General features: G+C 61.7%; 14 protein-coding genes. 5 read left to right on the top strand and 9 right to left on the bottom strand.

The features are described 5' to 3' along the window. Window positions 1-49: 49 nt before the first annotated feature. The 3 genes from Q0Z69_RS09755 (at window position 50) to Q0Z69_RS09745 (ending at window position 2,554) form a co-directional block, all read left to right on the top strand. Entirely contained in the window at window positions 50-943 is an 894-nt protein-coding gene (locus Q0Z69_RS09755) for an S-layer homology domain-containing protein (protein ID WP_298032735.1), read from the top strand. A 113-nt stretch (window positions 944-1,056) separates the two neighbouring features. Further along, window positions 1,057-1,794: a MerR family transcriptional regulator gene (locus Q0Z69_RS09750; RefSeq protein ID WP_298032732.1), complete on the top strand. Its 738-nt coding sequence runs from the start codon at window positions 1,057-1,059 to the stop codon at window positions 1,792-1,794. Between the two features lie 232 nt (window positions 1,795-2,026). After that, the gene (locus Q0Z69_RS09745) at window positions 2,027-2,554 is read left to right on the top strand and encodes a phosphatase PAP2 family protein (protein ID WP_298032730.1); all 528 of its coding nucleotides are present in this window, start codon (window positions 2,027-2,029) and stop codon (window positions 2,552-2,554) included. 242 nt (window positions 2,555-2,796) lie between these two features. On the opposite strand, the gene Q0Z69_RS09740 is transcribed toward Q0Z69_RS09745, so the two are convergent. From Q0Z69_RS09740 to Q0Z69_RS09700, 9 genes are all read right to left on the bottom strand, one after another. Further along, entirely contained in the window at window positions 2,797-4,191 is a 1,395-nt protein-coding gene (locus Q0Z69_RS09740) for an MATE family efflux transporter (RefSeq protein ID WP_298032728.1), read from the bottom strand. Window positions 4,192-4,372: 181 nt separating this feature from the next. Continuing rightward, window positions 4,373-6,004 (bottom strand): hypothetical protein, encoded by a 1,632-nt coding sequence (locus Q0Z69_RS09735; RefSeq protein WP_298032725.1) that lies wholly within the window; start codon window positions 6,002-6,004, stop codon window positions 4,373-4,375. Then, the gene (locus Q0Z69_RS09730) at window positions 6,001-6,561 is read right to left on the bottom strand and encodes an RNA polymerase sigma factor (protein ID WP_298032722.1); all 561 of its coding nucleotides are present in this window, start codon (window positions 6,559-6,561) and stop codon (window positions 6,001-6,003) included. The genes Q0Z69_RS09735 and Q0Z69_RS09730 overlap by 4 nt, the downstream gene beginning before the upstream one ends. A 15-nt stretch (window positions 6,562-6,576) precedes the next feature. Then, window positions 6,577-6,984, bottom strand: coding sequence for a hypothetical protein (locus Q0Z69_RS09725; RefSeq protein WP_298032720.1), 408 nt, complete (start codon window positions 6,982-6,984; stop codon window positions 6,577-6,579). Between the two features lie 108 nt (window positions 6,985-7,092). Next, window positions 7,093-8,613, bottom strand: a complete 1,521-nt coding sequence (locus Q0Z69_RS09720) for a glycine betaine ABC transporter substrate-binding protein (protein ID WP_298032718.1) — start codon at window positions 8,611-8,613, stop codon at window positions 7,093-7,095. Further along, window positions 8,610-9,251, bottom strand: coding sequence for an ABC transporter permease (locus Q0Z69_RS09715; RefSeq protein ID WP_298032716.1), 642 nt, complete (start codon window positions 9,249-9,251; stop codon window positions 8,610-8,612). Before Q0Z69_RS09715 ends, Q0Z69_RS09720 begins: the two co-directional genes overlap by 4 nt. Next, window positions 9,248-10,360, bottom strand: coding sequence for a betaine/proline/choline family ABC transporter ATP-binding protein (locus Q0Z69_RS09710; RefSeq protein WP_298032713.1), 1,113 nt, complete (start codon window positions 10,358-10,360; stop codon window positions 9,248-9,250). The genes Q0Z69_RS09715 and Q0Z69_RS09710 overlap by 4 nt, the downstream gene beginning before the upstream one ends. Next, a complete protein-coding gene (locus Q0Z69_RS09705) occupies window positions 10,357-11,046 on the bottom strand; it encodes a TrkA C-terminal domain-containing protein (RefSeq protein ID WP_298032711.1) in 690 nt (229 codons plus the stop codon). Before Q0Z69_RS09705 ends, Q0Z69_RS09710 begins: the two co-directional genes overlap by 4 nt. A gap of 221 nt (window positions 11,047-11,267) precedes the next feature. Further along, window positions 11,268-12,158 carry an RluA family pseudouridine synthase gene (locus Q0Z69_RS09700; RefSeq protein WP_298032709.1) on the bottom strand — a complete coding sequence of 297 codons (891 nt, stop codon included), beginning with the start codon at window positions 12,156-12,158 and terminating at the stop codon, window positions 11,268-11,270. Window positions 12,159-12,323: 165 nt separating this feature from the next. Here Q0Z69_RS09700 and Q0Z69_RS09695 point away from each other — a divergent pair, with 165 nt between their 5' ends. Both Q0Z69_RS09695 and Q0Z69_RS09690 read left to right on the top strand, forming a co-directional pair. Then, complete coding sequence (locus Q0Z69_RS09695) at window positions 12,324-12,593, top strand: hypothetical protein (RefSeq protein WP_298032707.1); 270 nt, start codon at window positions 12,324-12,326, stop codon at window positions 12,591-12,593. A gap of 64 nt (window positions 12,594-12,657) precedes the next feature. Continuing rightward, a complete protein-coding gene (locus tag Q0Z69_RS09690) occupies window positions 12,658-14,430 on the top strand; it encodes an ABC-F family ATP-binding cassette domain-containing protein (RefSeq protein WP_298032704.1) in 1,773 nt (590 codons plus the stop codon). Window positions 14,431-14,494: the final 64 nt, after the last annotated feature.

The following is a 14,494-nucleotide window of genomic DNA, read 5'->3' as shown; positions in this document are numbered from 1 at the left end:
CGCCTGAGGCCGTATAATCAAAGTATCATCAAACGGAGGAATGGGGCTTATGAAAAAACGAACTTCCCGCCTGCTGGCACTGGCGGTGTGCGCCTGTCTGCTGCTGAGCCTTTCGGTCCGGGCTGCCGGAACGGAGCCCACCGTGACCCGGGGCCAGTTCATCCAGATGCTCTATGACGCCCACAGGACCCGCAATGGGAACCAGGGGACCACGGACCCGGCGGCGTGGGCCGCCGCGCTGGGCGTGGTCCAGGGATACGCCGACGGCAGCCTTCGCCTGGATGCCGCCGTGACCCGAACCCAGATGGCGGTGATGCTGTACCGCTACGCCAGCATGACCAAGCTCAAGACCCTGATCCCGGCCGTCCTGCCCCAGGGAGGCCTGGAGGGCTATGCCGACGCGGCGGCGGTGCCTGCCTGGGCCGACGCCCAGGTGCGGTGGGCGGTGAGCGAGGGGCTGTGGCTCTCCGGCAGCGCCTCGAAACTGGGACCTGGGGACAAGGTGACCCGGGCGGAGTGCGAGACAGCCCTTTTGGCTATCTACTCCGGCGGAGCCCAGCTGGAGACGGACTGGGCGGGCTATAACGCGGCGCCGGACGCCAAACTGACCATCGACAGCTTCTCCGCTGCCGGCGTGACCTTCAGCGTACACGACAGCGGCACGGAGTGGCTGAACCTGGAGGAGGACAGCCGCCTGTGCAGAAAGGTAAACGGCGGCTGGTACGTGCTGGGATTTTACACGGAAGCCGCCACCGGAGATACCATCGTGGGGCCGGGCACGGCCAAGAGCTGGGGCCAGGTCTATTGGAACAATGGCTATCAGGTGTCCTTGCCCGCCGGCGAGTACCGCGTTGCGCAAAAGACCGAGAAGGCCCTGACGCCGTACAGCGACAAGCTGTACCGGACGGAGTGCCGCCTGTCGGCGGATTTTACCATCTCCTGAACAGCGTGAAGCTCCGTCCGGCACAGCCGGACGGAGCTTTTAAAGATTTCCTGCAATAAAGGCTTGACTTTGACGCTGCGTCATGGTCTACACTCCCAAGTGAGGTGAGGCACATGCGATTATCCGTGAGCCAAATGGCAAAGCTCTGCGGGGTCAGCGCGCGGACTCTGCGCTACTACGGCCAGATCGGTTTGCTCCATCCGGAAACAGCGGCGGATTCCGGCTACCGCTGGTATGGGGAGGCCGATGTGGCGCGAATGCGGCAGATCCTGTTTTATCGGGAGCTGGACTTCTCCCTTTCGGACATCCGGGATATTTTGGCCGATCCTCACTATGACAAACAAGAGGCCCTCCTGCGCCAGCGGCGGCTGCTTCGGATGAAGCGGGACCGCCTGGACCGCCTGCTGGCGCTGGTGGAGGCTAATCTGAAAGGAGACAAGATTATGGAATTTCAAGCGTTTGACAGTTCGGAGCTGGAGGCCGCCCGCAGGGAGTATGCCGCGGAGGCCAAAGCCCGCTGGGGCGATACCGATGCCTGGCGTCAGAGCCAGGAAAAGCTGGCGGCGGGCCAGGACTGGTCCGCACAGGCCGAGGAGATGAACGCCATTTTCCGCCGGGCCGCGGCTCTGCGGGACACCGATCCCGCCGCTCCGGAGGCCCGGACCTTGGTGGAGGATTGGAAGCAGTTCATCAGCACGCACTGCTATGACTGCACCGATGAGATTCTGGCGGGCCTGGGCACCATGTACACGGCAGATGAGCGCTTCCGGAAAAATCTGGACCGGTTCGGCGGAGGGACGGCGTCGTTCCTATCGGCGGCCATCACGGCATACTGCGGGAGCCGGGGCTGATCGAATCACTCACAAAACAATGAAATTGTCTGATTGGGGCCGCATAAGCGGCCCCGGCGGCGAAGCCGCCTGTGATGAAAGTCCATACTTTTCCTGCGCGGCGCAGGCGTGGCGGCACGATGCGCCGCAATAAAAACTTTTTTAAAGAGTTTTATCAGGAAACAGTATTCCCGGCGCATAGGCTGTAGGTGACCCGGTCATACCCGGGAAGCCCTTGGAAGGAGACAGGGATATGCAGACAATGGAACTGGCGGTGCTGGACTGGATACAGGCATATCTGCACTGTAGCTTTTTGGACGCCGTGCTGCCGTGGTATACCCGGCTGGCGGACCACGGGGAGCTGTGGATTTTTCTGGCCATTCTGCTGGTGGCAGCGCGGAAGCGGCGGGAGGGATACTCCGTGGCCTGCGCCCTGCTGCTGGACCTGTTCAGCTGCAACCTGCTGCTCAAGCCTCTGATCGGCCGTATCCGTCCCTTTGCGGTGAATACGGCGGTGGAGCTGCTGGTCCCGCCGCCTTTGGACGCATCCTTTCCCTCGGGCCACACGGCGGCCTCCTTCGCGGCGGTGTTCGCCCTGAAAGCGGCGGGCAGCCCCCTGTGGAAGCCCGCCCTGGCCGCGGCGGTGGTGATGGCCTTCTCCCGGCTGTACCTGTACGTCCACTGGCCCAGCGACGTGCTGGGCGGCGCGCTGCTGGGCGCCGCCTGCGGCTGGCTGGGCGCCAAGCTGGTATCCCGGCTGGCCCGGCGGAAAAATGCATAGCGAAACGCCCCGGCATGACTGCGTCATGCCGGGGCATTGTCTCTGTGGGATATGGAACAACTGCCCGGAGGGCCTGCAAAAACAGGGCTTCCGGGCGAGGGCGGGCTGATGAAATTTCCGGCGTTCCGTTCTGCCCAGGGGAGAAATAATCAGTTCAGCGCTCCCAGTCTGCTTCTGATAATCCCAACAGGATTTTATATCTCCTTTCCCTCACCTGAACATCCCCCGGAGATCGCATCAGTTTAGTTCGCCGTTTCCTGGTCCTCCGTTACCAGGACGTTCCGCTCCAAATGAGCATGACGGTAGTAGAGCAGGATCAGGGCCGAGCACACCAGCCAGCCCGCGGGGTAGCCCATGGCGATGGGCAGCACGGCGTTGGAGATGAAATTCGCCATGATATAGAGATAGGCCTGCCGGAAGAGCACGAAGGAGAGCAGCATGATGAGCATGGGCGCCCGGCTGTTCCCCGCGCCCCGCAGAGAGCCGGCGTAGACCTGGTTCAAGCAGCAAAGGACATAGAACGGCGTCAAATGCCGCAGGAACAGGGTTCCGAACGTCACCACCTCCGGTTTGTCATTGAAAAATGCCACAAGGCCCGGGGCAAACAGAATGACGGCGGCGGAGATCAGCAGCGTCACCGCCATGGACATGAACAGGGCCGTCCGAGTTCCCTGCTTGGCGCGGGAGACCTGCCGCACCCCCAGATTCTGGCCCACAAAGGTGGTGGCCGCCAGGGACAGCGACTGCATCGGAAGGAAGATCAGCTGGTCGATCTTGTGGTAGGCGGTCCAGCCGCCCATACAGTCGGCGCCGAACACATTGATGTAGGACTGTACGAACACGTTGGAGAAGGCGGTCACCGCCATCTGCAGCGCGGCGGGGATGCCGACCCGGATGATCTTCGTCAGTATGTCCATGTGGAGCCGCAGGTCCCGGGGGATCACCTGCACCCAGGAGGAGGTGCGCAGCAGCGTGGCCAGGGTCAGCAGGGCGGACACGCCCTGAGCAATGATGGTGGCGTAGGCCACGCCCCGCACACCCATCTGGAACACGATGACGAACACCAGGTCCAGCACCGTGTTGATGACCGCCGCCACTACCAGGAAGTAGAAGGGGCGGCGGGAATCGCCCACGGCCCGCAGGATGGCCGCGCCCATGTTGTAAAACAGCAGGCCTGCCATGCCGCCGAAATAGATGGTGAGATAGGCGGTGGACTCGGGAAAGACCTCCGCCGGAGTCTTCATGAACCGCAGCATGGTGGGGGTCATCCCCACGCCCAGGGCGGTAAAGGCGATGGTCAGGATCACCGTGATGACGATGGAGGTGTGGACGGCGTCGTGGACCTTCTCCTCATTTTTCGCACCGTAGTACTGGGAGATCACGACCCCCGCGCCGCTGGAAAGGCCCATGAAGGTGCCGATGAGCATATTGATGATGGGAGCCACGGTGCCCACGGCGGAAAAGGCCTCGTTGCTGACGTAGTTGCCCACCACCCAGGTGTCCACGGTGTTGTAGAGCTGCTGGAAGATGTTGCCCGCCAGCAGGGGGAGGGAAAAGTACAGCAGATGCCGGAACACGCTGCCAGTGGTCATATCCACATCGTGGGACTGCCCAGCGGTATGGGTCAGACTGTGCATAAGCTCCCTCCTTTCCAAAATTTTGCCGCCGGGGCCGTTTTTTGCCGAAACACAGGCGGTACTTTCTATTATAGAAAAAAATGTACTTTCTGTCAAGTCGAATTTGCGGGAAAATAGTACGGCATGCTAAAGTGCCCCGGCCGCTGTAAGCGGCCGGGGCAACTGTCTGATGTGTTTTATCTTACGCGTCTTTTGGCCGGATCTCCAGGTAATAATGTTCCACGTCCATGTCTAATGGCACCTCCGTCACGCCATTTTCCAGGTCGAAGCCCAGGTTCTGCCGGACCAGCTCCACGTTCTCCGTGTTCACCAGGGCGGCGGTCTGGGCGGTGAATGTCAGGGTGGAACCAAGCCGGGTTACCAGGTCGTAGCCCTGAAGCCCCACGTTTTCCGAGCCGGAACAGCCAAAATCATAGCTTGGCTCCTTCCGCATGTTAAATGTTATGTCAACTGGCCCGCCCGCCGGCACTGTGACGGGGAAGGCCAGGTACATCACCCGGGTGTGGCTCATGGTCTCGCCCACCATGTCGTCCAGCCGTCCGTCGGCGTAGCGGTCCGTCACGTTCTCCCCGGACAGAACGCCGTACTGGACCATCAGCTCCGATACAGCCCGACGGAACAGTCCGTAGGGAACAGTCCCTTCGGCGTCCTCCATGCCATACTGATAATTGGCTCTTTCCGTCAGATAATATTGGCACAGCGTATCCAGCACCTCGTCCAAAGTGGTTTCCCGCCGGGCTACGGTACAGGAGACTCCGTCGATCTCGTTGTCGCAGCCGCCGTCCTCATAGCCCGCCAGGGTGTAGTCTCCGATGTCTTCCCCCAGCACCACCAGGCATTTATATTCCGGCTCCGCCCGCATACCGTCGGGTACGAAGTAGGAGAACTGCCGCCAGCCGGTCTCCCAGTCCCAGCTGCCGCCGTTGAAGCCGTAGGTCAGCACCGTGGTTTTCTCCTGGTCGATGGTGAACTCGACGGCCTGGGTGGCGGCGCTGTATTTCTCGTGGGGGGCCTGGAAGTCCGAAAATTCGTATACCGTTACCGGGATGTCCAGCACCGGCGCCTTTCCCAGGGCCCGCGTCAGATAATCGCCGCTCTCCAGCAGGGCCTTGAAGTCTGTCCAGTCGTCGGGGTGGGCCAGATTCAGCGTAGTGCCGTCCAGCACATAGCCGCCTTTTCCGTCGGACTGCCACACGCCCTGGAAGCCGCCGGCATAGGCCCCGGCCAGCAGCTCCGCCTCCACGGCCGCGCCGTCCACCGCCGCCGCAGGCAGCTCTGTTTCCAGATCAGAGAAGGACCCCGCAAAGGGATACAGCGCCGTCACGGTGATATCGCTGTCCGTGGGATTGGTGAGGACGTATCCGTCCGTCACCGCGGCCCCCCACTGCCGGGGGGAGCCGTCGGCATAGGCGCCCATGGCAAAGTCCCAGGTGAGGGTCCGCTCCGCCTTCAGGCCCGTGTCCGGCTCCGCCGTGGTCAGGGGGAACACCGGCCCGGCATAGGACATGAACGTCGTGCCCTCCACAGACAACGGCTCGTTGTCCGTAACGGCGCCGCTCTGTCCCTCGCCGGACGCTGGCGAATGGTTGATGCCGCTGCCGCTGCTGCCTGCTCCGTCAACGATATTGCCCAGGCGGTCTGTGAATTGCCAGCCCACGGCGCATACCACCGCCAAACACGCCGCGATGGCCGCGTACCGCCGCCAGGGGATGTGCCGGACCGCTCCGCCGGAGACGGTCCCCCCCGGGACTGCCTCCTCGATCAGCTCCTCGTCCACCAGTCCCAAGATCCGGAATAACCGTTCGCCCTTCATATGGATACCCCCTCGCTTTCCAAATATGCCCGCAGGGCCTTTCGGGTCCGGAACAGGGCGGATTTCACCTTTCCCTGGCCGCAGCCCAGCCCCGCCGCGATAGCTCCGATGTCCTGGCCGTACCAGTACCGCCGCAGGAACATGATCCGGCTCTCCGCCGGCAGCTCCCGCAGAAATTTGCTGATGAGGGCCGCGATGTCCCGGTCCTCCAGGACCCGCTCCATGCTGTGGGGCGCGGGGACGCAGCCGTCCAGCTCTCCCAGCAGCAGTTCCATGCTGTCGCCGCCCCGCTTCTGTGCCCGGCCCTGCTTCCAGCGGTCCAGAGACAGATTTCGGGCGACCCGGCCCAGCCACGCCCGGAAGGCCGCGGGCCGGTCCGGCGGGATGGCGTTCCAGGCCCGGAGATAGGTATCGTTGACGCACTCCTCCGCGTCGCCGTGGTCCCGCAGCACATTCCAGGAGAGGTTCCGCAGAAAACCGCCGTATTTTCCGTCGGTTTCCGCAATGGCGCTCTGGTCCCGGTTCCAGTACAGCTCGATGATGGCTCTGTCCTCCATGGTCCGCCTCCTCTCTTATGGTTTGTATAGGTGATTTCCGAAGCTGTTCAAAGATGGGCGGGACTGATGGGTCATCCTCCAGCCGCCGCCGTCGATGATCAGGAAGGGATTGAAGGCCACAACCTCCGTCACGGTCCCATCGGTCATCGTCAGGGTAAAGATCACGCCCTGGCCGCAATAGTCCGTGTAGCTGTCGTCCCGCCGGGAGACCCGTACCTGCCGCAGCAGCTCCGCCAGGGTCTCGATCTCCTCCCGGTCCAGCTCCGCCGTCACGTCCGGCGGCGTCAGCCAGACAGAAGCCGACAGGATCTCCGCCGCGTCCAGCCCCCGAAAGGGCCTCCACCCGATCTTCAGGTATCCCACCGCCGCCAGCAGGAGAATAGCCGCCCCGGCGGCCGCCAGCAAACGCGCGCGTCGTTTCATGATGATCCCCCCTTTTGCCAATAAAGACGAGAAAAAAGCGGATCGGTTCCACGAAAGCCCAAAAAATTTCCGGGGAAAAGTTTCCCCGGAAATCATCGTATCAGATTCTTATGTTGTCAGCAAGCCCCGGCTCACCAGAAATTCTTGGGCCACGTCGTCCACAGTGCGGCCCATCACGTCCACCTGATAGGTCATCTCCACCATGTCATCGTTGGAGATCTGGCCCGCCAGCAGGTTCAAGACCTCCTCCAGGTCAGGCGCGATCCCGGCGAAGCGCTCGAAGGTATCCTCCCGGACCAGAAGAGCGCCGTTGTAGTCGGGGAAGAAGCTCCGGTCGTCCTCCAGCACCTTCAGGCCCGCCTTGCGGTTCAGGCCGTCGGTGGCGTAGACCTCGGTAACGTCAAAACTGCCCTTTTCGGCAGCGGCGTACTTCAAACTCACGTCCACGGACATCCAATCCTTGAATTTCAGGCCGTAGAACTCCGTAAAGGGGCCGTATTTCATGCTGCCCTCCTGGGTAAAGAACTCATGCTCTGCGCCGAATACCAGCTCTCCCGCCACGGGAATCAGATCGCTGACGGTCTCCAGGCCATACCGGTCTGCCACGGCCTGGGGCACCGCGATGGCGTAGGTGTTGTCAAAGCCCAGCTTTTCCAGCAGCCGCATGCCGTAGGCCTCCTGGGCTACCTGGTTGACATAATCGTAGATAGACAAGCCCTCCGGCACGTCGGTGACGTCCTGGTGGAAGAAGGTGGTCAGCAGTGTCCCGTCGTAGGAGATCATCAGGTCGCAGGTGTGGCTGTCACCGATAAGGGATTTGAAGTTGTTCACCTGGGACATCTGGTCCTGGATGGTGACAGTCAGGTCCGTTTTGTCCTCCACCAGCATTTTGACCATGTGGTGCATGAGCTGGGTCTCTGAGTAATCGCCGTCATAGAGCTTCAGCTCGCCGTCCCCGCTGCTGCGCAGACCGTAGGGCAGCAGCAGGACAAAGGCCAGCAGGAAGGCGGCAAGGGGGAGCAGCATGGCCCGGGAGCTGCCCCGGTTTTTTTGCATCAGCCGCTCGAACCAGCCCATCAGCAGGTCCAGGACCACGGCAATGACCATCAGGACTCCGGTGCCGGCCAGGATCAGCGTCATGTTCTGGATGCGGATACCCCGATTGATGATGCCGCCCAGGCCGCCGCCACCCACATAGGCTGCGAACACAGCGGTGCCGATGGCGTTCACTATGGCGATGCGGATGCCGGTGAACACCGTGGGGAAGGCCAGGGGAAATTCCACCATCAACACCCGGTAGGCCCTGCTCATGCCCATGCCCCGGGCGGCCTCCTTTACGCCGGGGTCCACCTCCTGCAATCCCACACAGGTGTTCCGCACGATGGGGAGGAGGGAGTACAGGGTGATGCCGGTGATGACGGTCAGCTTGCCCGCGCCGATGAATACCATGATGATGCCCAGCAGCGCCAGAGAGGGAATGGTCTGCAAAATATCTACGACCCGGAGAATGACGGCCCGGGCTTTTGGATAGACGTAGGACAAAATGCCCAGCGGCAGGCCGATGACGATGGACAGGATACTGGCTGCCAGCACGATGAACAGGTGTTCCCAAACAATGGTCCAGGTCATTTGCCCGCCTCCTTCCGCAGGCCCCGGGGCGTGACCTTCTTTTGCAGGACGTCGATGACTGCCCCGATGGCGATGGACAGAAGAGCCGCCGGAATGGCGCCCAGCAGGATCAATGTGTTATTGTTGGAGTTGGTGCCCTGGTATACGAAGTCACCCAGGCCCCCCAGGCCGATCATGGCGGCCAGCACCGCCCAGGAGACGGTGTAGATGGCGGCCATCCGCAGACCCGCGATGATGGTGGGCATGGCCAGGGGCAGTTCCACCTTCACCAGCGCCTGAAAGCCGGACATCCCGCAGCCCTTGGCAGCCTCCACATATTGTGCCTCCACCTCCAGAATGCCGGTGTATGTGTTTTTCAGTACCGGGAACATGGCGTAAATGGACAGGGCGATGATGACGGTGAGAGGGACCATGCCCAGCCACAAGAACAGCACGCCGATGAACACCAGGCCGGGGATGGTCTGGAAGATGGAGACAATGGGCAGGATGACGCCGGACCACTTCGGGACCCTGGACAGCAGGACGCCCAGCGTCAGGCCCAGAACAAAGCCGACGCAGACCGCTGCCAGCACATATCCCGTGTGGACGATGATGGCCTTTCCCAGCATGGCGCCGTAAGCATCAAATAACGCCTTCATCTCGCGTCCCCCCACAGGTTCTCCGCCACCGACCGGGCCACGCTGGTCTTGGTGACGATGCCCGCAATGGTGTCGTCCTCGTTCAGCACCACCACATAGGCCGCGCCGGAGTCCAGCAGATAGTCGAAGGATTCCTTTGCGTCGTCGCCCACCCGAACGGTCCTGGCGGTCTGCCGCACCATCGGCTCGATGCTGGTCAGCTCCCGGCCCCAGCGGCGGATGTCGGCGATGGAGATGGTCCCCACATAGCGCTTTTGCTCATCGGTGACCAGCAGGGAATCCACATTGCTGCGGGCCATGCGCTCGGCGCACTCCAGCACGCCCCGGTCCTTCTTCACCGTTACCAGATTGGTCCGCATGAAGTGCTCCACCGCGGAGGGGGCGGGGACGTCCGACGCGTGCTTGCCCAGGAAATTCCGCACCAGGTCGCTGGCAGGCCTCTCCAGCATCTCCTCCGGGGAGGCCATCTGCACGATCTGGCCGCCGGCCATGAAGATGATGGTGTCGGCCAGCTTCAGCGCCTCGTCCATGTCGTGGCTGACAAACACGATGGTCTTGTTCAGCTTCTGCTGTAAATTCTTCACCTCGTCCTGAAGGACCTCCCGGGTCATGGGGTCCAGAGCGCTGAAAGGCTCATCCATCAGCACGATGGGGGGCGACGCCGCCAGCGCCCGCAGCACGCCGATGCGCTGCTGCTGGCCGCCGGAAAGCTCTGAGGGATATTTGTCCGCATACTGCTCCATGCCCACCATTTTCAAAAGCTCCTGCACGATCTCCCCGCACCGGGCCTTGTCGTATTTCAGCAGCTTCGGCACCACGCAGATGTTCTGAGCCACTGTCATGTTGGGGAACAGACCGATCTGCTGGATGACGTAGCCGATGTGCCGCCGCAGCTCCACCTTGTCGCCGGTGCGGATGTCCTGTTCGTCGATGAGGATGGAGCCGGAGTCGATGTCGATGAGCCGGTTGATGGTTTTCAGGGTCGTGGTCTTGCCGCAGCCGGAGGGACCGATCAGCACCACGAACTGGCCGTCCGGAATGGTGAAGTTCAGGTCCTTCAAAACCGCTGTTTTGCCGTAGTTTTTGGTCACATGTTCAAATTGGATCAATTTCTGCCTCCTTTTCTGCCGTTGGACATGTCAGGGGCGCCGGAACGCCCGAGGGATGGGACTTCATGGGATACCAGATTGTTGGCCGCCTCCGCGGCGGCGAGGCTGCCCACCAGTACGATCACATCTCCAGCGTACAGCTCCGCGTAGGGTCCGGGGGAGAGAATGACCGTCTGGCCCCGTCGGATGGCCACGATGGTGGCTCCGGTGGACTGCCAGAATTTCAGAGCGCCTATGCTCTTTCCGATGCAGGGAGAGCCTTGGGGAACGGAGACCTCGTAGTTGGGCAGAGGCTCCCCCGCGGCGGCGAAGGTCTCCCGGCTCTTCACCAGGGCTTTCACCGTCTCCGCCATGCGGCGGTGCAGTTCGTCGTACTCTGCCATCTGCTCCCGCAGCTGGAGCCGCAGGGAGCGGACGTCGGCGCTCTCCTCAAAGTTTTTGATGTACCGCCGGGCGCTGTCGGCGGAGAGGACCACGGCTCCGCTCTGGGGCTTCACCTCCACCACCTTCATGTCCGCCAGCAGCCGCAGAGCCCGCCGGATGGTCTCCGGCGACACGCTGTACTCCGACGCCATCACGGACCGGCCATAGACCCGGCTGCCCTCGGGAAGTTCTCCCGCGGCGATGCGCCGGGCCAGGTCCAGCGCGATCTGCAAATACTGCGACGGTACTACTGTCTGCCTCATGTGGGCCACCACCTTGCTGTGTTGATATTCCCTAGTATACACTGACAACTTATAAATGTAAAGAGGGATGGCAGTTAAAATTTTATAAACAAATACGGAAAATTTGCTAAATCATGGAGAAAACCGGGGAAATTCAGCAAAAAAGATACAGATATATACTACGACGGAAAAAGGCGGCCCCTTGGGGCCGCCTTTCGAGCATCCGGACAGAGTTTTCAATGCTATGGAAGGGAGATGAGCCGGGCCATATCCGCGGGGACCGGCGCAGTGAAGCGCAGAAGCTCCCCGGTGACGGGGTGGGTCAGGGACAGGGCGTAAGAGTGGAGAGCCGGTCGGGGGATCAGGTCCCGATCCTCGGTGCCGTACAGCCAGTCCCCCGCCAGAGGGCAGCCGATAAAGGCCATATGGACCCGCAGCTGGTGGGTGCGGCCCGTCTCCGGCACCAGCTTCAGCAGGGAGAGACCGTTTTGCCTGGCCAGCACCTCATAGTGGGAGACGGCGGGGGAGCCGTCGGGCCGGATGCGCCGGGCGATGGCGGAGCGTTCGTCCCTGCCGATGGGGGCGTCGATGGTCCCCGTCTCCGGCGAAGGGCAGCCCACGCAGACCGCCCGGTACTCCCGGTAAAAACCGGAGGTGTGGAGGCTGCGCCGCAGCAGGTCGTGGACATAGCCGCTTTTTGCCACCACCATCAGCCCGGTGGTGCCCTTGTCCAGCCGGCTGACGGGGTGGAAGAGGAAATCCGTGCCCCGCGTCCATGCCAGTGCTCCCGCCACCGTGGGGGTGTCCGGCAGGAAGTTGGAGGCGTGGGCCGTCATGCCCGCGGGCTTGTTTACCACCAGCAGGTGGCCGTCCTCCCAGATGATGGGCAGGGGCCAGTCGCCGGGGATGACTTCAATTTTCGGCGGGCGGTGGTCCCCGGTCTCCACGGTCAGGATATCCCCGGTGTGGAGGATGTCCACCGTGCGGGCGTGCCGTCCGTTGACCTGGATGCCGTCCTCCGCGTGGGCCAGCCGGGAGACGGCGTGGGAGGAGAAGTGCAGCACGGCTTTTAAGATGTGCCGGACGGTGGAGCCGTCCTCTTTGGCTGTGATGATTTTCGTGATGGTTTCCAAAGGCGCGGCCCCCTTTCGGAGCTTAGAATAGCACAGATTTTGAAGTTTAGCTAGAGTACATAATTATTTAAAACTTTGCCGGACAGCTTGTAAGAAATGGAACGACACTATATAATCATATTCAGAACAGCAAACGGGAGCTTATGGAGGAATGGAGGAGTATCTGTGGGATTCATAGCTTGCTGCGGCATATTTGCATTCATGGTGCAGGTGTTTATTCTGTTTGGAATAGAAAAGCCCCAGTGTAAAATTCGATACCTCTCCATCGTTTTCATGGGATTGTTTCCACTTGGAGGGACATTTTATTACGTGTTTCGAAGACCGTCGTCCGGATTCCTGGGATGGGAGTTCGGCGCTGCTGTGTGCCTGTGGATCATGGCCGCTGTCCTGCTTGGGTATTTGCTGGCATGGGGAATTTATGCCATGGAAAAATGAAACTCAGGTAACAAATCCCAATTTTTAATAGGCAAACTTGATTTACGATGTAGGAGGCAATTGCATGCTCTTATCTGCGGAACACCTCTCCATCAACTTCGGCAGCCGCCAGCTGCTGGACGATGTGAATTTTTACTTGAACGAAGGGGACAAGACCGGCGTCATCGGCATCAACGGCACCGGCAAGTCCACCTTTTTAAAAGTCCTGGCCGGGGCCACGGAGGCGGACGGGGGTCGCATCTCCCGGAATCCCAACGTGCAGGTCAGCTTCCTGCCCCAGAACCCGGTGATGGACGACGATGCCACTGTGCTGGAGCAGGTCTTTCTCCACTTCCCGGCGGAGTTCCGGGCGCTGAACGAGTACGAGGCCAAGGCCATGCTGAATAAGCTGGGGCTGCCGGATTTTGACCAGAAGGTGGGGACCCTCTCCGGCGGCCAGCGGAAGCGGGCGGCCCTGGCGGCGGCCCTCCTCAGCCCGGCGGACGTGCTGTTTCTGGACGAGCCCACCAACCACCTGGACGCGGAGATGACCGCCTGGCTGGAGGACTGGCTCCGCCGCTTCAAGGGCGGCCTTGTTATGGTGACCCACGACCGCTACTTTCTGGAGCGGGTTGTGAACCACATCACGGAGCTGAGCCGGGGCAAGCTGTACCACTACGAGGCCAACTACTCCAAATACCTGGAGCTGAAGGCCCAGCGGGCGGAGATGGCCGAGGCCGGCGAGCGGAAGCGCCAGTCCATCCTGCGGGTCGAGCGGGAGTGGATCATGCGGGGCTGCCGGGCACGGACCACCAAGAGCAAGGAGCGCGTCCAGCGGTATGAGGACCTGCTGAACCGGGAGGCACCGGAGACCGACGGCACGGTGCAGATGGCGGCGGCCTCCAGCCGCCTGGGCAAGAAGATCATCGAGCTGCGTGATGTCTCCAAGTCCTTCGGCGGCCGGCCCATCGTGGAGCATTTCTCCTACAATCTGCTGCGGAACGACCGCATCGGCATCGTGGGCCGCAACGGCGCGGGCAAATCCACGCTGCTGCACCTCATCGCCGGGGAGCTGGAGCCGGACAGCGGGACCGTGGATGCCGGCACCACGGTGAAGATCGGCCATTTCTCCCAGGAGGGCCGGGAGCTGGACCTGGACCAGCGGGTCTATGACTTTATCCATGACATTGCCGACGAGGTGAAGACCGACGAGGGGACCTTCTCCGCCAACCAGATGATGGAGCGGTTTTTGTTTCCCAGCGATCTGCAGTCGTTGTCCATCGGACGGCTCTCCGGCGGGGAGCGGCGGCGGCTGTACCTGCTGTCGGTGCTGATGGAGGCGCCCAATGTGCTGCTGCTGGACGAGCCGACGAATGATTTGGATGTGATGACCCTCTCCATTTTGGAGGACTATTTACAGGGCTTTCCCGGCCCCATCCTGACAGTGTCCCACGACCGCTTTTTCCTGGACAGGCTGGCGGAGTCCATTATGGAGGTCCGGGGAAATGGGGAGATCCTGCGCTATACCGGCAACTGGTCCGACTGGGCACGGAAGCGGCAGGCGGAGGAGGCCCCCGCCAGGGCGGAAAAACCCAAGGCGGTGGCGGAGCGGCCCCGGGAGCGGAAGCTGAAATTCTCCTTCAAGGAGCAGCGGGAATTTGAGACTATCGACGGCGAGCTGGCAGAGCTGGAAGTCCGGCTGGCTGCCTGCCAGGAGGCCCAGGGCCGGTGCGGCAGCGACTATGTGAAGCTCCAGGAGCTGCAGGCCCGGCAGGCGGAGCTGGAGACCCAGCTGGAGGAAAAAACAGAGCGCTGGGTCTATCTCAATGAGTTGAAAGAGAAGATAGACGCACAATAAAATAGCAATATAAGCTATTATATCGGCCTGTTTTAAAAAACAGTTGGGCGGCGTCGAAAGCACT

This window comes from uncultured Dysosmobacter sp., assembly GCF_947631165.1.
Taxonomy (GTDB): Bacteria; Bacillota; Clostridia; order Oscillospirales; family Oscillospiraceae; genus Oscillibacter.
Note: the sequence above shows the minus strand (reverse complement) of the source record. Positions and strands in the feature narration are given on the sequence as shown.